Raw genomic sequence first — 15,685 nt, 5'->3', positions numbered from 1 at the left:
ACAGATTAGCAATGTGCGAGCGTATCTTTTATTTCTTTTTCACACCAAGTAGCCGCTCTACTACTTAGTCTAGGCAATATAATATTAACAATCGATTTATAATAATCTCGCAAATATGCTTTGTCTTCATACGATAGTAGATCAAATTGTATTAACGCAGCACAATATGGCAGCATAGTAAGTTGTTCAAACTTTAAAAGAGAACTAGAATTTTCTACACAAGTAACGTAACAAAGATTTTCTATTCTGATACCAAATTCACCTTCTTTATAAAATCCTGGCTCATTAGAAAGTATCATGCCTTCTTTTAAACTGATTTTACTAACAGGAGAAATACTTTGCGGACCTTCATGAACGCACAAGAAGTTACCAACACCATGTCCTGTACCGTGACCATACGTCATACCAGAGCGCAACAAAAATTGCCTAGCCAATATATCCAAGTGCAACCCACAAGTACCATGCGTAAAATACACATTGGCAAGACTAATATGACCTTTAAGTACTTTTGTATAGGCTAACTTTTGTTCTTCTGTCACGAAATCTCCCAATACCAGATTCCTCGTAACATCAGTCGTACCGCCTAAATATTGCCCCCCGGAATCAATAAGCAATATACCATCTGACTGTAGTAAAGCAGAATCATAAGGATCTGGACGATAGTGTATCATAGCACCATTGCCTCCATATCCACAAATAGCATCAAAACTCTCACACACATAATTAACTCTCTTTTGTCTATTTGCTATTAGCATTTGTGAAACATCAAACTCTCTAACGCGTTCACCACACGCTAATGCTTTGTAGATGTCTGTAAAAGTCTCTATAACAGCTACGGCATCTTCGATATGACATTGCTTAGCAGTACTAATTTCAACTTCATTTTTCTCTGCCTTAAAAATAACACTTGGCGAAGGGATATTCGAAACAATCTTGCATTTAGATAATGTACGTTCAATTAGTTCAGAGTATGGCTGCGAATCAATGATAATACTACTACCCTCCTTTATCTTATCTAGATAAGAATACATATCAGAAATATCTTCAACAATGATATCTGTATCCTTGTACGTAAGGTTTACATTCCTCAATCGCTCAGGATAATAAGTAAAAACAATAATAGAACTTGCAGATATTAAAGCATGACACAGCAAAACAGGAGTATTACATAAATCTCTAGCCCTAATATTCAGTAACCAATTAACTGAAATAGGATCATAAATAAAAAGATACTGTATGGAAAATTGTTTTATATATTCTAAACATCTATATATTTTACTGTCAGATGATTCACCAGAATATTTTTCTTCATACAAAAATACTTCTGAAGAAGGATGCTTGGGTTGATCATGCCACACAATATCAACCAAATTTTTCTCTAGCGGGACAAGATTTAATTCATCAAAAATTGCAAGTTGTCCAGATGACATAACACTTGCATCATATCCAATGACATCTGTATGCGAAAAATAATTTGAAGATACAAATACATTTTGCTCAATAACCTCATATGTACCTACATCATGCATCTCTTTCTCGGCCTGTAGCAGATATCTGCTATCTGTTATCAGCACGAGTTTATCTTGAAAAACAGCAGCAATGCCGTATGATCCAGAAAAACCTGTTATATATCGTAAACGTGCAGAGTACTCCGCACCTATCATAGATCCATACTCATCATTAGATGAAATAAGGTAGCAAGATAAGCCATATTGCTTATACAAAGATCGAAGAGCATCTACTTTGCCTGTATTTTCTCGATCCATTCGCGTTCAGTAAAAACTGTTATGTTCAACTCTTGAGCTTTAGACAATTTGACACTGCTGTCAATATCTCCAGCAATGAGAGCATCAATATTTTTGGAAACATGGCCTACTACCCTTACACCTAATTTTTCAGTTTTTGCTTTCAGCTCCTGCCTTGACATACTAGCAAATTTTCCAGTAAAGACTACAACTTTTTCCAGCATGGCTACAGTATCAGACACTTCAACATAATCAGCAATCTCAAGTACTTGTATCAATTTTTGTACTATCTTCAAATTATGATCATTTTGTGCAAACCTGCGCAAAGATTCCGTAACAGATGGATGAAACACCTCACGCATTTTGTATTCATCACACCATGTTTGCAATGCAAGATAGAACGAGTCTACACTCTTAAAATGTCTGGCTATTAATCCAGCATTAACGTAACCAACTCTTTTAATACCTAAAGAGTATATAAATCTTTGAAAAGATACATTCCTAGCACGCTCTATAGCATAAAGTAAATTAGACACAGAACGCTCCCCCCAACCCTCTAAAGATTTAATTTGTCTTTTTTTATCCTTCAATGCAAATAAATCAGGTAAATGTTGTAAATATCCTTTATCCAATAATAGTTTCAGTTGAGATGCTCCCAATCCTTCTATGTGTAAGGAATCTCTAGAGACAAAATGACAAAAACTACGATGTATCTGAGCATTGCAACTAAAATGATTAAGGCAAAAAACAGCTACATCACCTTTTTCTTGAAATAGAGAGCCTTGACATGATGGACACAAATTAGGCGCTGCAACAGCAACACAATCTTTTTGTCTTTTACTTTTATCAACAAAACATATTTTCGGAATTACGTCACCTGCCCTTTCCAAAGCAACTACATCACCTATTCGTATATCCTTTCTCTGTATCTCTTGATAATTATGAAGAGTAGATCTAGAAATCGTCACACCTCCTACATTAACAGGACGAAGAATAGCAACAGGAGTAACCGCACCAGTCCTACCTACCTGATGCACCACATCTAATAACTGTGTAAATGCTAAAATAGCAGGGAATTTGTGAGCTATAGCAAATCTAGGCCTTTTGCCTACACTAGACAAACGCCGTTGCAACGACAAATCATTGACTTTGTATACAACTCCGTCTATTTCAAAATCCAGTGAATTCCTTTGCACTTTCACAGACTCATAAAATTTAATCATGTCGTCAAGTGATAGAGCCAAATGAGGCTCTCCATCTATTAAAAAACCTAAATCTTTTAAAGAATTTAAAGTTTCTAGTTGTGTGTTAGCAAAATTGTTCACTCCATCAACAGAGTAGACAAAATACCGCAAATTACGTTGCTCAGTAATCTTAGGGTCAAGTTGACGCAAAGAACCAGCAGCAACATTCCTAGCAGTAGCAAAAATTTCCTTACCTTGAGCTTCCCTTTCTTTATTTAAATTTTCAAAATCCGATTTAGAAATGTATACCTCTCCCCTTATCTCAATATCTCCTGTATATCGTATTTGTTGAGGGAAATTTTTCACAACTTTCATGTTCTCAGTCACGTTTTCACCTACCTTGCCATCTCCTCTAGTTGCAACCATTTTCAACTTGCCAAAAGAATAGCTAGCTGAAAAGGATAAACCATCTATTTTTTTCTCACAGCAGAATGCCAAATTATCTTCTGTATGCAAAAAGTTTTTGACTCTTTTCACAAAATTTTTAATATCCAGTACAGAGAAACCATTATTCAAAGACAGCATAGGAACAACATGCGTCACTTTACCTAATCCAGAATCGTAGGAAGGGGCAGCTCCTACAGAAACAGTGGGGCTATTCAAATCTCTCAAAGATGGAAAGCGCGATTCTAATTTCTTTATAAAAGTAACAAGCCAGTCATACTGTTGATCCGAAATTATAGATTCATTCCTGTTATAATAAGAGTCTCTAAAGTCTTTTTCAGCTTCCGATAATTTCACAAACAAATCTGTGGCATCATGAACACTAAGAGAGTCTAAATCTATGTTATCCAGATTCAAATTTAGAATCATAACTAGGCACCCAATTTTCAATACAGGCGGTAAAAGTTTCAGTTAATCTAGATACCCCAAATGAACCAAATGCACTGGTTGGAATAACATTAACCTCCTCTTTAAAAACTTTGTATACTTCTTCTTGCGCATTAAAACATGCGTTGTCAATATACTTCTTGTCAATCTGATCAACTTTTGTCAAAACAATTTGACACATATGATGCGCAGAAAAAACATATTCAAGAGCTGCTATATCCTTTACAGTCACACCCTTTCTTACATCCACCAAAACATTTACCAACGCTATATTTTCTACATAGCGTAAAAACCAGGTCACTAACTTATTTATCTTAGCAGAAGTACGGTTAGATATTTTTGCGTACCCATATCCAGGCATATCAGCAAGTAAAGAACTTTTTTCTACTTGAAAAAGATTAATTTGGCTAGTAGACCCAGGTCTTTTTGAGCGCCTCGCTAACTTTTTTCTACGACACACAGCACTAATCAGGCTAGACTTACCCACATTAGATGAACCGGAAAATACAATCATAGGCAAGGTAGTATAACTAGATAAATCTTGCACACCTTGCAAACCCATAACAAATTCAACATCACCAGACACCATCTTATCCCATTTACTGACGTCAGACATATTACTTAAAGTCAAACAAAATACATAAGGACAGTATAAATCAAATGGAGTGAGGAAAGAAATAAAATCTATAACACTTTACTATCTTTTGCAGCTTTCAACCTAGGCAATACCTTATCCACAATTAATTGCTGACATACACCGAATATATTACTCCATGTCCAATAAATAACTAATCCGGCAGGTAAGCTACTAAAAGTAAAGAGCATCACCAAAGGCATAAGAGCAAAAATTCGAGCTTGCATTGGGTCACTAGATGCGGGAGATACTTTTTGCTGAACATACATAGTCAAAGACATAAAAATAGGCCAAATACCAACATTTAAAAAAGACGGATGATCCCAAGGTATCAGACCAAATAAAGTGAATAGATTTGTAGGATCCGGTGATGATAAATCTTGTATCCACAACATAAACGGAGCATGTCTCATATCTATCGCAACATCTAGTACTTTATACATAGACAAAAAGATAGGCACCTGTGCTAACATAGGCAGACACCCGACAGGATTAAAATTTTCCTTTTTATAAAGTGCCATAATTTCTTGCCTTAAACGCATCTGATCTTGAGCATAAATTTCCTTTAGCTTTGCAATTTTAGGCTGCAACACTTTCATTTTTTCTAATGATTGAAGTGACCTGTAAGTCAAAGCGAACAGGAAAATTTTTACTATCAAAGTAAGCAATATTATACTGAAACCAAAATTATCAGTGAATTTGTTAAGAAATTTAAGTAAGAAAAATATAGGTTTTGCTATAAAATGCAGCCATCCAAAATCTACAGCTCTATCTAAAAGCGGCAATTCCAAAGAACGTTTATACTTGTCTAATATCTCTACTTGCTTTGCTCCAGCAAAAAGATATATAACGTTTATCCCTTGCTCTGCTTCATAGCTTTGCGCAGATACCTTTACCAAAGATTTTCCAAAACGTTTCTCTTTACTCACTTGTACTACAGATGAACGAGATTTAAATAATGCAGCGGTGAGCCAATATTTATCGGTTATGCCAAACCATTTTGGATTGTTACCAAACACTTTTGGTTGCTCTATCTTAGTAATATCTTTCTTATTCAGTTCCTTTATACTGCCGTCATAAGTACCTACTATTCCGTTGTGAGAAGCAAACCTGCCACTATCTGCTATGCTTTCGGTATCTTTATATATATCAAGACATGTGGTGTGAGTTAAATGTGCACCCTTTGCATCTTTAACTGAAGTATAAAAACTGAACAAATAACCATCATCTACTTTACATTCTACAGTAAAAGATACTCCAGAGTTATTCTTCCATACAAATTTTACACTTGAATCATCTGTAAGCTTTTGCTTATCAGGCACCCAAACAGCATCTGCACCTGGAGTTACAACATTTGGTACAACAAATCTTACATTCACAAAACTTACGTTGTCTTCCAACGATAAAAGCTTTAATAAGCCTGACTGGTTATCACTAAAATCCTTATATTGCAGCAATCTTAAATCGTAAAACATTAGCCCCTTACAAGAAACCTTACCACGCATTTTATCTGTACTGATATTTACAGAATTATCTGCACAATAACTCTCTTTTTCTAACAACGTATCTGTCTTCTGTATACTAATAGGTCTTTCCTCAACAGAAATCACTTTTTCTACACGTTGCTCCTCCTGCTTCACAGTATAAGGTAACTGAGACGCAGTGGGAAAAAAATGCTGCCATAAATACAAAATTAACAACGATGCTATCACCGCTAAGGCTGCGCGTATCAAGTCTTCTCTCATACAATACTTATAAAAATATTTAATTTGAATTCCATTATAGCAAGCAACTTACCTGCACAATAACCTATAAACATCTGCTAAGATGTCTATACTCATCCTCATATAAACTAGTACCACCAAAAGGAAGAAAGAATAATGGTTTGTCTTTTTCTTTATAAAAGAATGATAACAAAGCTTTTAATCCAGTAAAATGCTTCTTTAAAGCCAAAAGATCTAAAGAAGTATTAGTAGTTCTCCAATACGGTGAGGAACTACACAACTTAACATAAGATAAAGATAAAGGAAAACAATTAGCTGACATAGAAAAATTGATTTTTTTTAGACATGAAAAACCACTATGTTGAGCTATTACGGCAGAAACGATTAACTGAGGCACGATGCCTTGTTGTACATCTTTCACACTAGGGATAGATCCTGTTTTATAATCTACGATAGCTAACCTACCATCTTTCAATAACTCTAAACGATCTACAATACTAGATACAGAGATACTAAATTTTTCGCATAAATTTATTCTTGTAACTCCATATTCTTCTGCAAAGGTATATACAGCCTCTTTCCTTCTTCTTTCATCAAAGATGATAAATTCTTTAGCAACAGCGCGAACTTTATGCATCCATAAAACATTTTGCTTGCTAGATATTCTACTCATAAGTTTTTCTGCTATCTTAATAAAGCGCGCTTCACTCTCATGTATACTCATAGGATAAGAATACGTTTTTGTATAATTTTCCAGTATGCCATGTAAAAATAGACCGAAATCCACCATCTGCAAATTATTTTTGAACCTATTCTTACTCTTCAAGTTAAGTGCTTTATTAGCGTAATATCTATAAGGTTCTTTCATCAAAAGATAAAAATAAGAAGAAGAAATTTTCTTAGCTAACTTAATTTGCTGTGGCAAATAAAAAACATTTTTCATGACTTTTTACCTAAATATGAACAACTTTAACCTTTGAGACAAGAAATCTGGATTCCAAAGTAACACCAGAAAAGATCTTCATAGGCCTGATTAAAGTGACATTACAGAAAGAAAGCATGTGCTCCAACAGTTTACCTTGCTGCAAAATCTCATCTTCTACTATATCTGTTAATCCTATTTCTTTTCTCATGCTACGAGATAACCAAAGTTCATTGTCAGTGTTTAACTTAGGCCACACGCCTTCGTAGAAATCTGGTATAATTACATCCTTTCCTGTACAATAATACGCATCTTTAGGGTCTAAAATATTGACTGAGTAGTGCATATTATCTTCTTTAATATAGTATTTACCACTTATTAGATGAGAAAAAATATCTTTATACTCTGAACATGGTACACAATGTAAATAACGTGATTCTTCTAATAGATCTTGAAAAAAGTCTGAAACACTGGTGCACAAAGAACTCCAAAGGTCCGCAGCCAACTCCTGAGAGGTGAAAAAATGCTCTTTTAATAACTCACTAAATGTGATGGATGTCCTTGTCGATAAAGTATTTCGAAACTTTTTAAGAATAGAAACTGTTTGTGGAAACTGTTCTTCTAATGCATCCCATATACATTCACTACTGCCCATATGCTGATTCATATTACACACATATTCCTCCACATCTAACTCATTTTCACAAAAGGAGCAATCTTTCAGCAAAGCAATTATATCAACAATAGAAGAATTAACGCTACATACCTCTAACACGCGATTCATAAATTTAGCTACAGGGTGACTACGAATATCAAATCCAAGACTATTTTTTACACCTACACCATAGCCTTTTAAAACATTATAAAGAGTTCCTGCTAACTCTAAATCAGACGTTAAGACATAAATAGTTTTATCAGTGTTGTTTTGCAAAAAGGACAAAATCAAACTGTTTATAAGCTCTAACTCCTTTACTTCATTTGAAACCACATAATACTTAAGATTATCCTCATCAGTTAAAGTATAATGATGTTCCTTACTTATGTAGCCAAAAGGCATTACTACATCACATTTACAACTTAAAACCTCATCTATAAAACTTGAAAAATAACTATCTGTGAGTCCTACAAAACAAATGTTATTTTTAAGAAAAGTACTCGCAGACAGCAGCTTCGTTAGCTCCTTGATATTTGTCTTACACAAATGTACAACATCAAAAAGTGCATTTTCTTCCAATACAGAAAACCATCTATCATGCACATTTTGTAATAAATTGGACAAAACGTCTAAGTGAGCTGCAACACTTTCTGATTGTAATGTTTTAATAATGCTTGGCTGAGTTTCTATCCTGATAAATTCATGTAACAACATTAACAATTTTCTACTTATCTGTACCGTATATGCAAGAGGTAACGTTTCATGACTTGCTTCAAATAGAGCTCGCGCTACCACAAACTGATTAGTAAAATAGCCAGAAATAGAAATTTTATCCTGAAAAATTATCCTTTCGTTACACAAATTAATTTCTTCAATAGGGATAAAGCTAGGTAGATAATTAGTTCCTGAAATCAAATCTCGACAAGCAATAGTTAAAGCATTCGCAGAGTAAACATTTGGCACAATAACCACTAACTCTCTAAGATTATCAGAATATCTTTCGCGCAAAAAAGAAGCTACTTCTTGTACAAAACCCTCCTTTCTACCTAAAATGTAAAGAGTCATAAATAAAGATCTGCGATTAGTGAGCCGTTTAACTTACATTTTCAGTAAAAAAACAAATATACCTTAACAAACAATCTTTACAAACGAAACAAACATACTCTACTATCAGAACAGATTAGTAAAAATAATATATAAATTCGGTATAAATAAATACAAATGGAACAAACATTTTCAATCATCAAGCCAGATGGAGTCAAAAGAAATCTTATAGGAAAAATCCTATCCTATTTTGAAGATAATGGATTAAAAATCGTCGCTATAAAAATTTGCCACGTTTCAGAAGAACAAATAAGAAAATTATACATAGAGCACACAGAAAAAGCGTTTTTTCCAGAAGTACTAGAGTTTATGAAATCTGCGCCTGTATGTATGCAAATATTAGAAGGAGAAAATTCTGTACTAAAAAATAGATCCATCATGGGAGATACAGACCCTAAAGCAGCTCCAAAAGGCACTATAAGAGGAGACTTAGCATCATCAATAGAAGCAAATTTAGTACATGGAGCAGCTACATTGGCTGACGCTCAAAGAGAAATATCAATCTTCTTCCCTGAATGGAAAAACAGATAATATCTTAATCAGTAATAAATAGTACAGAACGATATACAAAAACCAGTAATTGTGCCTGGAAAGAATGCTAAACGGTGCCAGTGCAAAAGGCTTTAATCAAGTTTAACAACACCAGACTTGATAGCTTTACTCCACGCTAAAGGCATATCATTTTCTAGTACAGGCTTACTGTCTTTATCTCCAACAGCCATATAGCTGGCATTCAATCCTATAAATTTCACAGGACGTACCTCTTTATCTGCCATCAAAAAAGAAATCTTTTTCTTCTTCTTTTTAGCGCCTTTTACCATACACTATAACCATGCTTATATTGTTTTCAACATACAAAAATTCCTAATATCACCTAGGAAATATACTCACTTGGAGCGGGTGATGAGTTTCGAACTCACGACCTCAACCTTGGCAAGGTTGCGCTCTACCCCTGAGCTACACCCGCGCAGACAAGAGGGATTGTATATGTTATAACACAAAAGATCCAGATATTTATTTATAGTAAAAGTCAAACAAAAATTAATATACGTAAGAACCAAACAAGATGAAAAATACCACACAACAAATAAGACAAAATTTTCTAGCATTTTTCACACAATATGGTCATACATACCTGCCATCTAGCCCGTTAATACCTAAAGACGATAAGTCTTTGATGTTTGTAAATGCAGGCATGGTCCCTTTTAAAAATTTCTTCACTGGAAAAGAAAATTCAGATTTTAAACGCATTACAACTTGCCAAAAATGTTTAAGAGCAGGGGGGAAGCATAATGATTTAGACAATGTTGGATACACTAGCAGACACCACACTATGTTTGAAATGCTAGGTAATTTTTCTTTTGGAGATTATTTTAAGGAGGAAGCAATTTACTACGCTTGGAACCTTCTTACGCAAGTATTTCAGATAGATAAAACCAAATTACTTGTAACGGTGCACGAATCTGATAATGAATCCGCTACTCTATGGCGTAAGATAGCATCTTTATCAGAAGATAAGATAATAAAAATCAACACAGAAGATAACTTCTGGTCCATGGGAACAACAGGGCCTTGTGGACCATGCACTGAAATCTTCTTTGATCACGGCCCATCTATATCTGGTGGTATACCAGGTAGCACAACAGAAGGAGATAGATATACTGAAATATGGAATATAGTGTTTATGCAATTTGAAAAGCTAGAATGCGGAAAAATGGTAGAATTGCAGCAAAAATCTATAGATACAGGAATGGGACTAGAGCGCATAGCGGCAGTGTTGCAAGGTGTACATGATAATTATCAATCAGATATTCTAGCAAACTTGATAGATCACACAAAAAAAATACTAAAAGTGCCCATTAATAGAGAAAATTTATGCTCCTATAAAACACTTGCAGACCATACTAGAGCAGCATCATTTTTAATAGCCGATGGAGTTATTCCATCTAATGAAGGTAGCGGATACGTACTAAGAAGAATAATACGCAGAGCCGTAAGACACACAAATTTAATAATGGGAGAATTCTTTCCTGTTTTGTTCCAAAATGTGCCAAAATTGATTGAACTCATGTCAGAATATTACCCAGAATTACAAAGAGCGGAAAAATTAATCTATGACACAGTAAAATATGAAGAAGAGAAATTTGGTATAACTCTTAGCAGAGGCTTAAAGTTATTAGACAAAATGATATCTAAAATAAAAGAAGGGGAAATATTTTCAGGAGAATGCGCTTTTGAGCTCTATGATACTTATGGTTTTCCTTTAGATCTTACTGATGACATTCTAAAAAATAAGGGTATCAAAATCGACGTAGAGAAATTTACAGCACTCATGAAACAACAAAAAATACAATCTAGAGACAAAGCAGAATGGAAAAATACAAACTCGTCCTGGGACAATATAACAAGTAGTATAAAAAAAACACACTTTTGCAATACAACCGAAGATTTAAATGCCAACATCTTGTCAATAGTGTATAACGATATTGCTGTAGAAAGATTTACTACAACAGAAGAGAAATTTTTACTTTTTACAGATAAAACAAATTTTTATGCAGAAGCAGGTGGACAAAAAGGAGATATAGGACATATTGCTACCAAATCTGCTTTTCTAGAGGTAATAGATACAAAAAAAATTCTAGGAAAATTTCACGCACATGTCTGCATTTTAAAGCAAGGTAACATTCAAACAGGAGAACAAGTAACCCTATGTATCAACAAAGATAACAGACAAAAATTGTGCATACATCATTCAGCAACCCACATATTATTGGCTACTCTACAAAAATATGTTTCTGAGAATATAATTCAAAAAGGATCTTTAGTGGAAAATTGTAGGCTAAGGTTAGATATAAATTTTAACGATACTCTCTCTTACAAACAGATTTGTGAAATAGAAAGACATATGCAGAACATAATTTTACAAAATGTATCTGTTACAAGTGAAAATATGCTTTTAGAAGAAGCATTGAAGCAAAATAGTACAGCTACATTTGGAGAAAAATACGGTAAAGAAGTGAGAGTGATATCCATGGAAAATGCAGATCAATGTTTTTCTAAAGAGTTATGTGGAGGTACGCATGTCTCTAAAACAGGAGAAATAGGAATGATAAAAATAGTCTCACAAACGTCTATAGCAGCCGGCATTAAAAGGCTAGAAGCAGTAGCAGGAACAGCCGCCTTATCAGATTATCAACAATCCAATTTAATCATAAGTAATTTAATAGAAGAGCTTAGTTGCTCTAAAGATGATATAGTACAAAACACAAAATCTTTAAAACAACAAGTAAAAACTCTAAAAGAAGAGTGTGCCAAAACCAAAATTGCAATGCATACAGTAACAAGGCAAGAAGTAGAAAAATCTTCTGATAAAATAAAAGGTGTGAGTTTAATTTTCAAAGATATAAAAAAAGAATCTCTAATAATTGCTAGAAAAAGCGCAGATAGAACTGCCAAGCACGCATCTAACGCGGTAATAATTTTCACGTGCCAAGATGCGGAGAAAAAATGCTTTTCTATTGCTGTAACAGAAGACATAATAGACACTCTTACCGCGGATAAAGTAGCAAAAATTTTGACAAAGATTATCAATGGTAATGGAGGAGGTAATAAAAAGATGGCACAATGTGGAACATTAAACCTCAACATTTCTAACCAAGAAATATTAGATCAGTTAAAACAAAACTTGTTATCTATCTGAACATAAATGATCAACTCTACAGATACTTTCAATAAGTATAAAGATTTAACGTTATCGGCTGCAATAGTCATAATATTGTTATTCCTACTCGTGCCAGTACCTGTAGCCTTGCTAGATGTAATGTTAGCTTTTTCAGTTACTTCTTCTTTATTATTATTGATTGTAACTTTGCTGATTTCCACTCCACTAGAATTAAGCATTTTTCCGAGCATCTTACTTGTATCTACAGTAATGCGTCTTTCACTTAACATCGCGTCCACAAAACTTATTCTAGCTAAAGGACATCAAGGAACAACAGCTGCAGGTAAAGTCATAGAGTCATTTGGTCACTTTGTTATGCAAGGTAACGTAGTTATAGGAATAATAATTTTCTTGATGCTGACTATTATTAATTTCGTAGTAATCACAAAAGGATCAGGAAGAATATCAGAAGTAGCGGCAAGATTCAGTTTAGATGCAATGCCGGGGAAACAAATGGCAATTGATGCTGAACTATCTACAGGACTAATAGATGACCATACAGCAAAAAGGAGAAGAAGACACCTGGAAGAAGAAAGTACATTCTACGGAGCCATGGATGGGGCAAACAAATTTGTACGAGGTGATGCTGTAGCAGGTTTATTGATAACTTTAATAAATATAATAGGAGGAATAATCATAGGAGTTGTACAAAAAAATTTACCATTCAATAAAGCTGTTTATTGTTACAGTATACTTACAGTAGGAGATGGAATTGCATGCCAAATGCCAGCAGTCATCACTTCAATTGCATCTGGGTTATTAGTTACAAAAGCTGGAACACAAGGATCAATGGATAAAGTGCTATTTTTACAGATGGCCAACAATGCAAGAGCCTTAACTATATCAGCTGTGTTGAGTGGTCTGATTTCTCTTTTACCAGGCCTTCCGGTAATACCTTTTGTTTCAATGGCTGCAATACTTGGAATAGCGGCATATTATTCATCAAAAAAATCCAACTCTTTACCGAATAAAAAAGAGCAAGAAATCCGCACATCTAATAAATCAACAGAAAACATATTACCAAAATTAGATATTATTAAACTAGAATTAGGAATAGGGTTAGTACGTTTATCACAAGCTCAACATAACGATTTTTTGCCATTAAAAATACAAACTCTGAGAAAAACAATGGCATCAGAATTAGGTTTTGTCATTCCAGCCATTAGAATACAAGATAACCCTAATATTGGATTAAATGAGTACATAATAAAGATAAAAGATTGCGTAGTAGCAAAAGGCTTAGCTTATACTGATAAGTATATGATCACATTGGATAACGAAAATAGGGATAAAGTACAGAATATTCCAGGAATACAGGCAAAAGAACCATCTTTTGGTCTCGCAGCAAAATGGGTAGATAAAAATGACATAAAAGATATTGATCAACACAAGCTACTAAGTGCAAGCAATGTAATATTAATGCACATATCAAACTTAATAAGAGAAAATATATCCGATTTATTGTCATACACAGATGTCTGTCATCTAGTGGAGCAACTAAGCTTACAACACAGAAAATTAGTACAAGACGTAATACAAGACGTTGTACCTATAACATTACTGCAAAAAGTACTGCAAAATCTGCTTTCAGAAGGAATCTCGATAAGAGACCTACCTGGCATTTTAGAAGCTTGTGCAGAAGCCGCATCACAGGATAAACATTCAATATATGTTACAGAAGCAGTGAGAAAAAAACTTGCAAAACAGATCTGTGCCAACTCCTCAACAGCTCAAGGAACATTGCCAGTTGTTAGTATCTCAGAGTACTGGGAAAACAAGTTCATTCAAAATCTAAACTCGCAAAATGCGGTAAATAAGAAGATTTTACTACCTCCTGACGAAATAAAGCAATTCTTAACAGCGGTACACAATACACTTAGCAATAACACTAAAAACGGACACACTCCTGCTGTTCTCACATCAAGCACAATAAGGCCTTATGTAAAAGATCTAGTACATCAAATCCACAATATGATCTCAATACTGGGTCATGAGGAATTAAGTGGCAAGATAAGGGTAGAGTCAGTAGGCGTAATATAGAAATCTATATAATATCTCTAATTTTTTTTCTTTTACTATCTCGTAATTTTATTAACTTTTCTACCACTGATCGTAACTTTCTTGGATTGCTTACGATTTCAAACAAAATTTGAGCTATGAATTTAGCAGCATGAGCATTTTGCTCCACAGTCCATGCAGCGCCAAGATTTGAAAGAAATTGCGCGTTATAAAGCTGATGATTTTGAGCTGCAAATGGAAATGGAACGAAAATAGCTGGCTTCGCCAAAGCCACTATTTCTTCTATTGTAGATGCACCAGATCTACATATTACAATATCAGCTTTGTTATACCTCTTGTGAATATCGTCAAAAAATCTTTTCAAAGTAGCATCCACCATGTTATTAGAATAAAAACGCTTCAGCTTGGAATTATTACCTTCAGAAGTTTGCTGTACAACACATACATTTAACATGTATTTTCCATCTCTTAAAAACCCTAAAAACAAATCTATAACATGAGGAATTAAACTATCAAAAATGCTAGCTCCTTGACTACCTCCTAAAATTAGAATGTTAAAATTTACCATATTGAGAGCATTAGAAGAAGATGCGCTAAATATCTGGCTTCTAATAGGGTTATAAGTACGTACACATTTATGCGCAAAATTGTCATTTACCTTACAGGCATCAAAAAAGCCTAAAGATACAGTATCAGCACACGGTAAAAAAAAAGAATTAGCTTTGCCCATAATACTATTTTGCTCATGGATAATAATAGGAATTCTGAGTAATACGGCGGCCATGAGAGGACAAAAAGAGGTATATCCTCCAAATCCTACAACTTTATAAGGTCTTCGTTTAATATATTTAATCAAAAGTTGCAATACAGTGATAATACGTAATACGAAATACTTTAAAAATCCTTTTGAGGCAAAAGGCATTTTAGGTATATATTCAACATTCTTACAATCGTCCACTTTAATGTCGGTAATCACTAGTGTTTCATATGTACATAAGTCAAGAGTACCAGCTGCAGCAATGGCGGCAAACAGATGTCCTTTAGTGCCACCCCCTACAAATACAACAAATTTTTTCTTGTTCATGA

General features: G+C 34.2%; 11 protein-coding genes and 1 tRNA gene. 3 read left to right on the top strand and 9 right to left on the bottom strand.

Translation table 11 applies throughout. The features are described from left to right. Positions 1 to 5: 5 nt before the first annotated feature. From FZC37_RS00630 to FZC37_RS00605, 6 genes are all read right to left on the bottom strand, one after another. On the bottom strand, positions 6 to 1,766 hold the full coding sequence (locus tag FZC37_RS00630) for an aminopeptidase P family protein (RefSeq protein ID WP_148951808.1): 1,761 nt from the start codon (positions 1,764 to 1,766) through the stop codon (positions 6 to 8). Next, entirely contained in the window at positions 1,739 to 3,802 is a 2,064-nt protein-coding gene (gene ligA, locus FZC37_RS00625; RefSeq protein ID WP_148951807.1) for an NAD-dependent DNA ligase LigA, read from the bottom strand. Before ligA ends, FZC37_RS00630 begins: the two co-directional genes overlap by 28 nt. Then, entirely contained in the window at positions 3,777 to 4,436 is a 660-nt protein-coding gene (gene yihA, locus FZC37_RS00620; protein WP_148951806.1) for a ribosome biogenesis GTP-binding protein YihA/YsxC, read from the bottom strand. The genes ligA and yihA overlap by 26 nt, the downstream gene beginning before the upstream one ends. Before the next feature lie 68 nt (positions 4,437 to 4,504). Further along, on the bottom strand, positions 4,505 to 6,199 hold the full coding sequence (yidC, locus tag FZC37_RS00615; RefSeq protein WP_148951805.1) for a membrane protein insertase YidC: 1,695 nt from the start codon (positions 6,197 to 6,199) through the stop codon (positions 4,505 to 4,507). A 64-nt stretch (positions 6,200 to 6,263) separates the two neighbouring features. After that, complete coding sequence (locus tag FZC37_RS00610; protein WP_148951804.1) at positions 6,264 to 7,121, bottom strand: PD-(D/E)XK nuclease family protein; 858 nt, start codon at positions 7,119 to 7,121, stop codon at positions 6,264 to 6,266. Positions 7,122 to 7,131: 10 nt separating this feature from the next. Continuing rightward, entirely contained in the window at positions 7,132 to 8,820 is a 1,689-nt protein-coding gene (locus tag FZC37_RS00605) for a hypothetical protein (protein ID WP_148951803.1), read from the bottom strand. 156 nt (positions 8,821 to 8,976) lie between these two features. On the opposite strand from FZC37_RS00605, the gene ndk reads away from it, so the two are divergent. Continuing rightward, a complete protein-coding gene (gene ndk, locus FZC37_RS00600) occupies positions 8,977 to 9,390 on the top strand; it encodes a nucleoside-diphosphate kinase (RefSeq protein WP_410520479.1) in 414 nt (137 codons plus the stop codon). Positions 9,391 to 9,482: 92 nt separating this feature from the next. On the opposite strand, the gene FZC37_RS00595 is transcribed toward ndk, so the two are convergent. Next, entirely contained in the window at positions 9,483 to 9,680 is a 198-nt protein-coding gene (locus FZC37_RS00595) for a hypothetical protein (RefSeq protein ID WP_148951801.1), read from the bottom strand. Positions 9,681 to 9,751: 71 nt separating this feature from the next. Then, positions 9,752 to 9,826: transfer RNA gene (locus tag FZC37_RS00590), tRNA-Gly, on the bottom strand. Between the two features lie 99 nt (positions 9,827 to 9,925). Between FZC37_RS00590 and alaS the strand changes: the two genes are divergently transcribed. Both alaS and FZC37_RS00580 read left to right on the top strand, forming a co-directional pair. Beyond that, a complete protein-coding gene (alaS, locus tag FZC37_RS00585) occupies positions 9,926 to 12,559 on the top strand; it encodes an alanine--tRNA ligase (protein WP_148951800.1) in 2,634 nt (877 codons plus the stop codon). Between the two features lie 6 nt (positions 12,560 to 12,565). Then, entirely contained in the window at positions 12,566 to 14,620 is a 2,055-nt protein-coding gene (locus FZC37_RS00580) for a flagellar biosynthesis protein FlhA (protein WP_148951799.1), read from the top strand. A gap of 4 nt (positions 14,621 to 14,624) precedes the next feature. On the opposite strand, the gene FZC37_RS00575 is transcribed toward FZC37_RS00580, so the two are convergent. Further along, positions 14,625 to 15,683, bottom strand: a complete 1,059-nt coding sequence (locus FZC37_RS00575; RefSeq protein ID WP_148951798.1) for a UDP-N-acetylglucosamine--N-acetylmuramyl-(pentapeptide) pyrophosphoryl-undecaprenol N-acetylglucosamine transferase — start codon at positions 15,681 to 15,683, stop codon at positions 14,625 to 14,627. Between the last annotated feature and the right edge of the window lie 2 nt (positions 15,684 to 15,685).

It is taken from the genome of Candidatus Sneabacter namystus, assembly GCF_008189685.1.
In the GTDB taxonomy this organism is placed as follows: Bacteria; Pseudomonadota; Alphaproteobacteria; order Rickettsiales; family Rickettsiaceae; genus Sneabacter; species Sneabacter namystus.
Note: the sequence above shows the minus strand (reverse complement) of the source record. Positions and strands in the feature narration are given on the sequence as shown.

What these genes read in the sequence shown, in the direction of transcription:
- FZC37_RS00605 (WP_148951803.1), bottom strand. Translation starts at nt 8,820, where the DNA reads ATGACTCTTTACATTTTAGGTAGAAAGGAGGGTTTTGTACAAGAAGTA.
- alaS (WP_148951800.1), top strand. Translation starts at nt 9,926, where the DNA reads ATGAAAAATACCACACAACAAATAAGACAAAATTTTCTAGCATTTTTC.
- FZC37_RS00595 (WP_148951801.1), bottom strand. Translation starts at nt 9,680, where the DNA reads ATGGTAAAAGGCGCTAAAAAGAAGAAGAAAAAGATTTCTTTTTTGATG.
- FZC37_RS00575 (WP_148951798.1), bottom strand. Translation starts at nt 15,683, where the DNA reads ATGAACAAGAAAAAATTTGTTGTATTTGTAGGGGGTGGCACTAAAGGA.
- FZC37_RS00580 (WP_148951799.1), top strand. Translation starts at nt 12,566, where the DNA reads ATGATCAACTCTACAGATACTTTCAATAAGTATAAAGATTTAACGTTA.
- ndk (WP_410520479.1), top strand. Translation starts at nt 8,977, where the DNA reads ATGGAACAAACATTTTCAATCATCAAGCCAGATGGAGTCAAAAGAAAT.
- ligA (WP_148951807.1), bottom strand. Translation starts at nt 3,802, where the DNA reads ATGATTCTAAATTTGAATCTGGATAACATAGATTTAGACTCTCTTAGT.
- FZC37_RS00630 (WP_148951808.1), bottom strand. Translation starts at nt 1,766, where the DNA reads ATGGATCGAGAAAATACAGGCAAAGTAGATGCTCTTCGATCTTTGTAT.
- FZC37_RS00610 (WP_148951804.1), bottom strand. Translation starts at nt 7,121, where the DNA reads ATGAAAAATGTTTTTTATTTGCCACAGCAAATTAAGTTAGCTAAGAAA.
- yidC (WP_148951805.1), bottom strand. Translation starts at nt 6,199, where the DNA reads ATGAGAGAAGACTTGATACGCGCAGCCTTAGCGGTGATAGCATCGTTG.
- yihA (WP_148951806.1), bottom strand. Translation starts at nt 4,436, where the DNA reads ATGTCTGACGTCAGTAAATGGGATAAGATGGTGTCTGGTGATGTTGAA.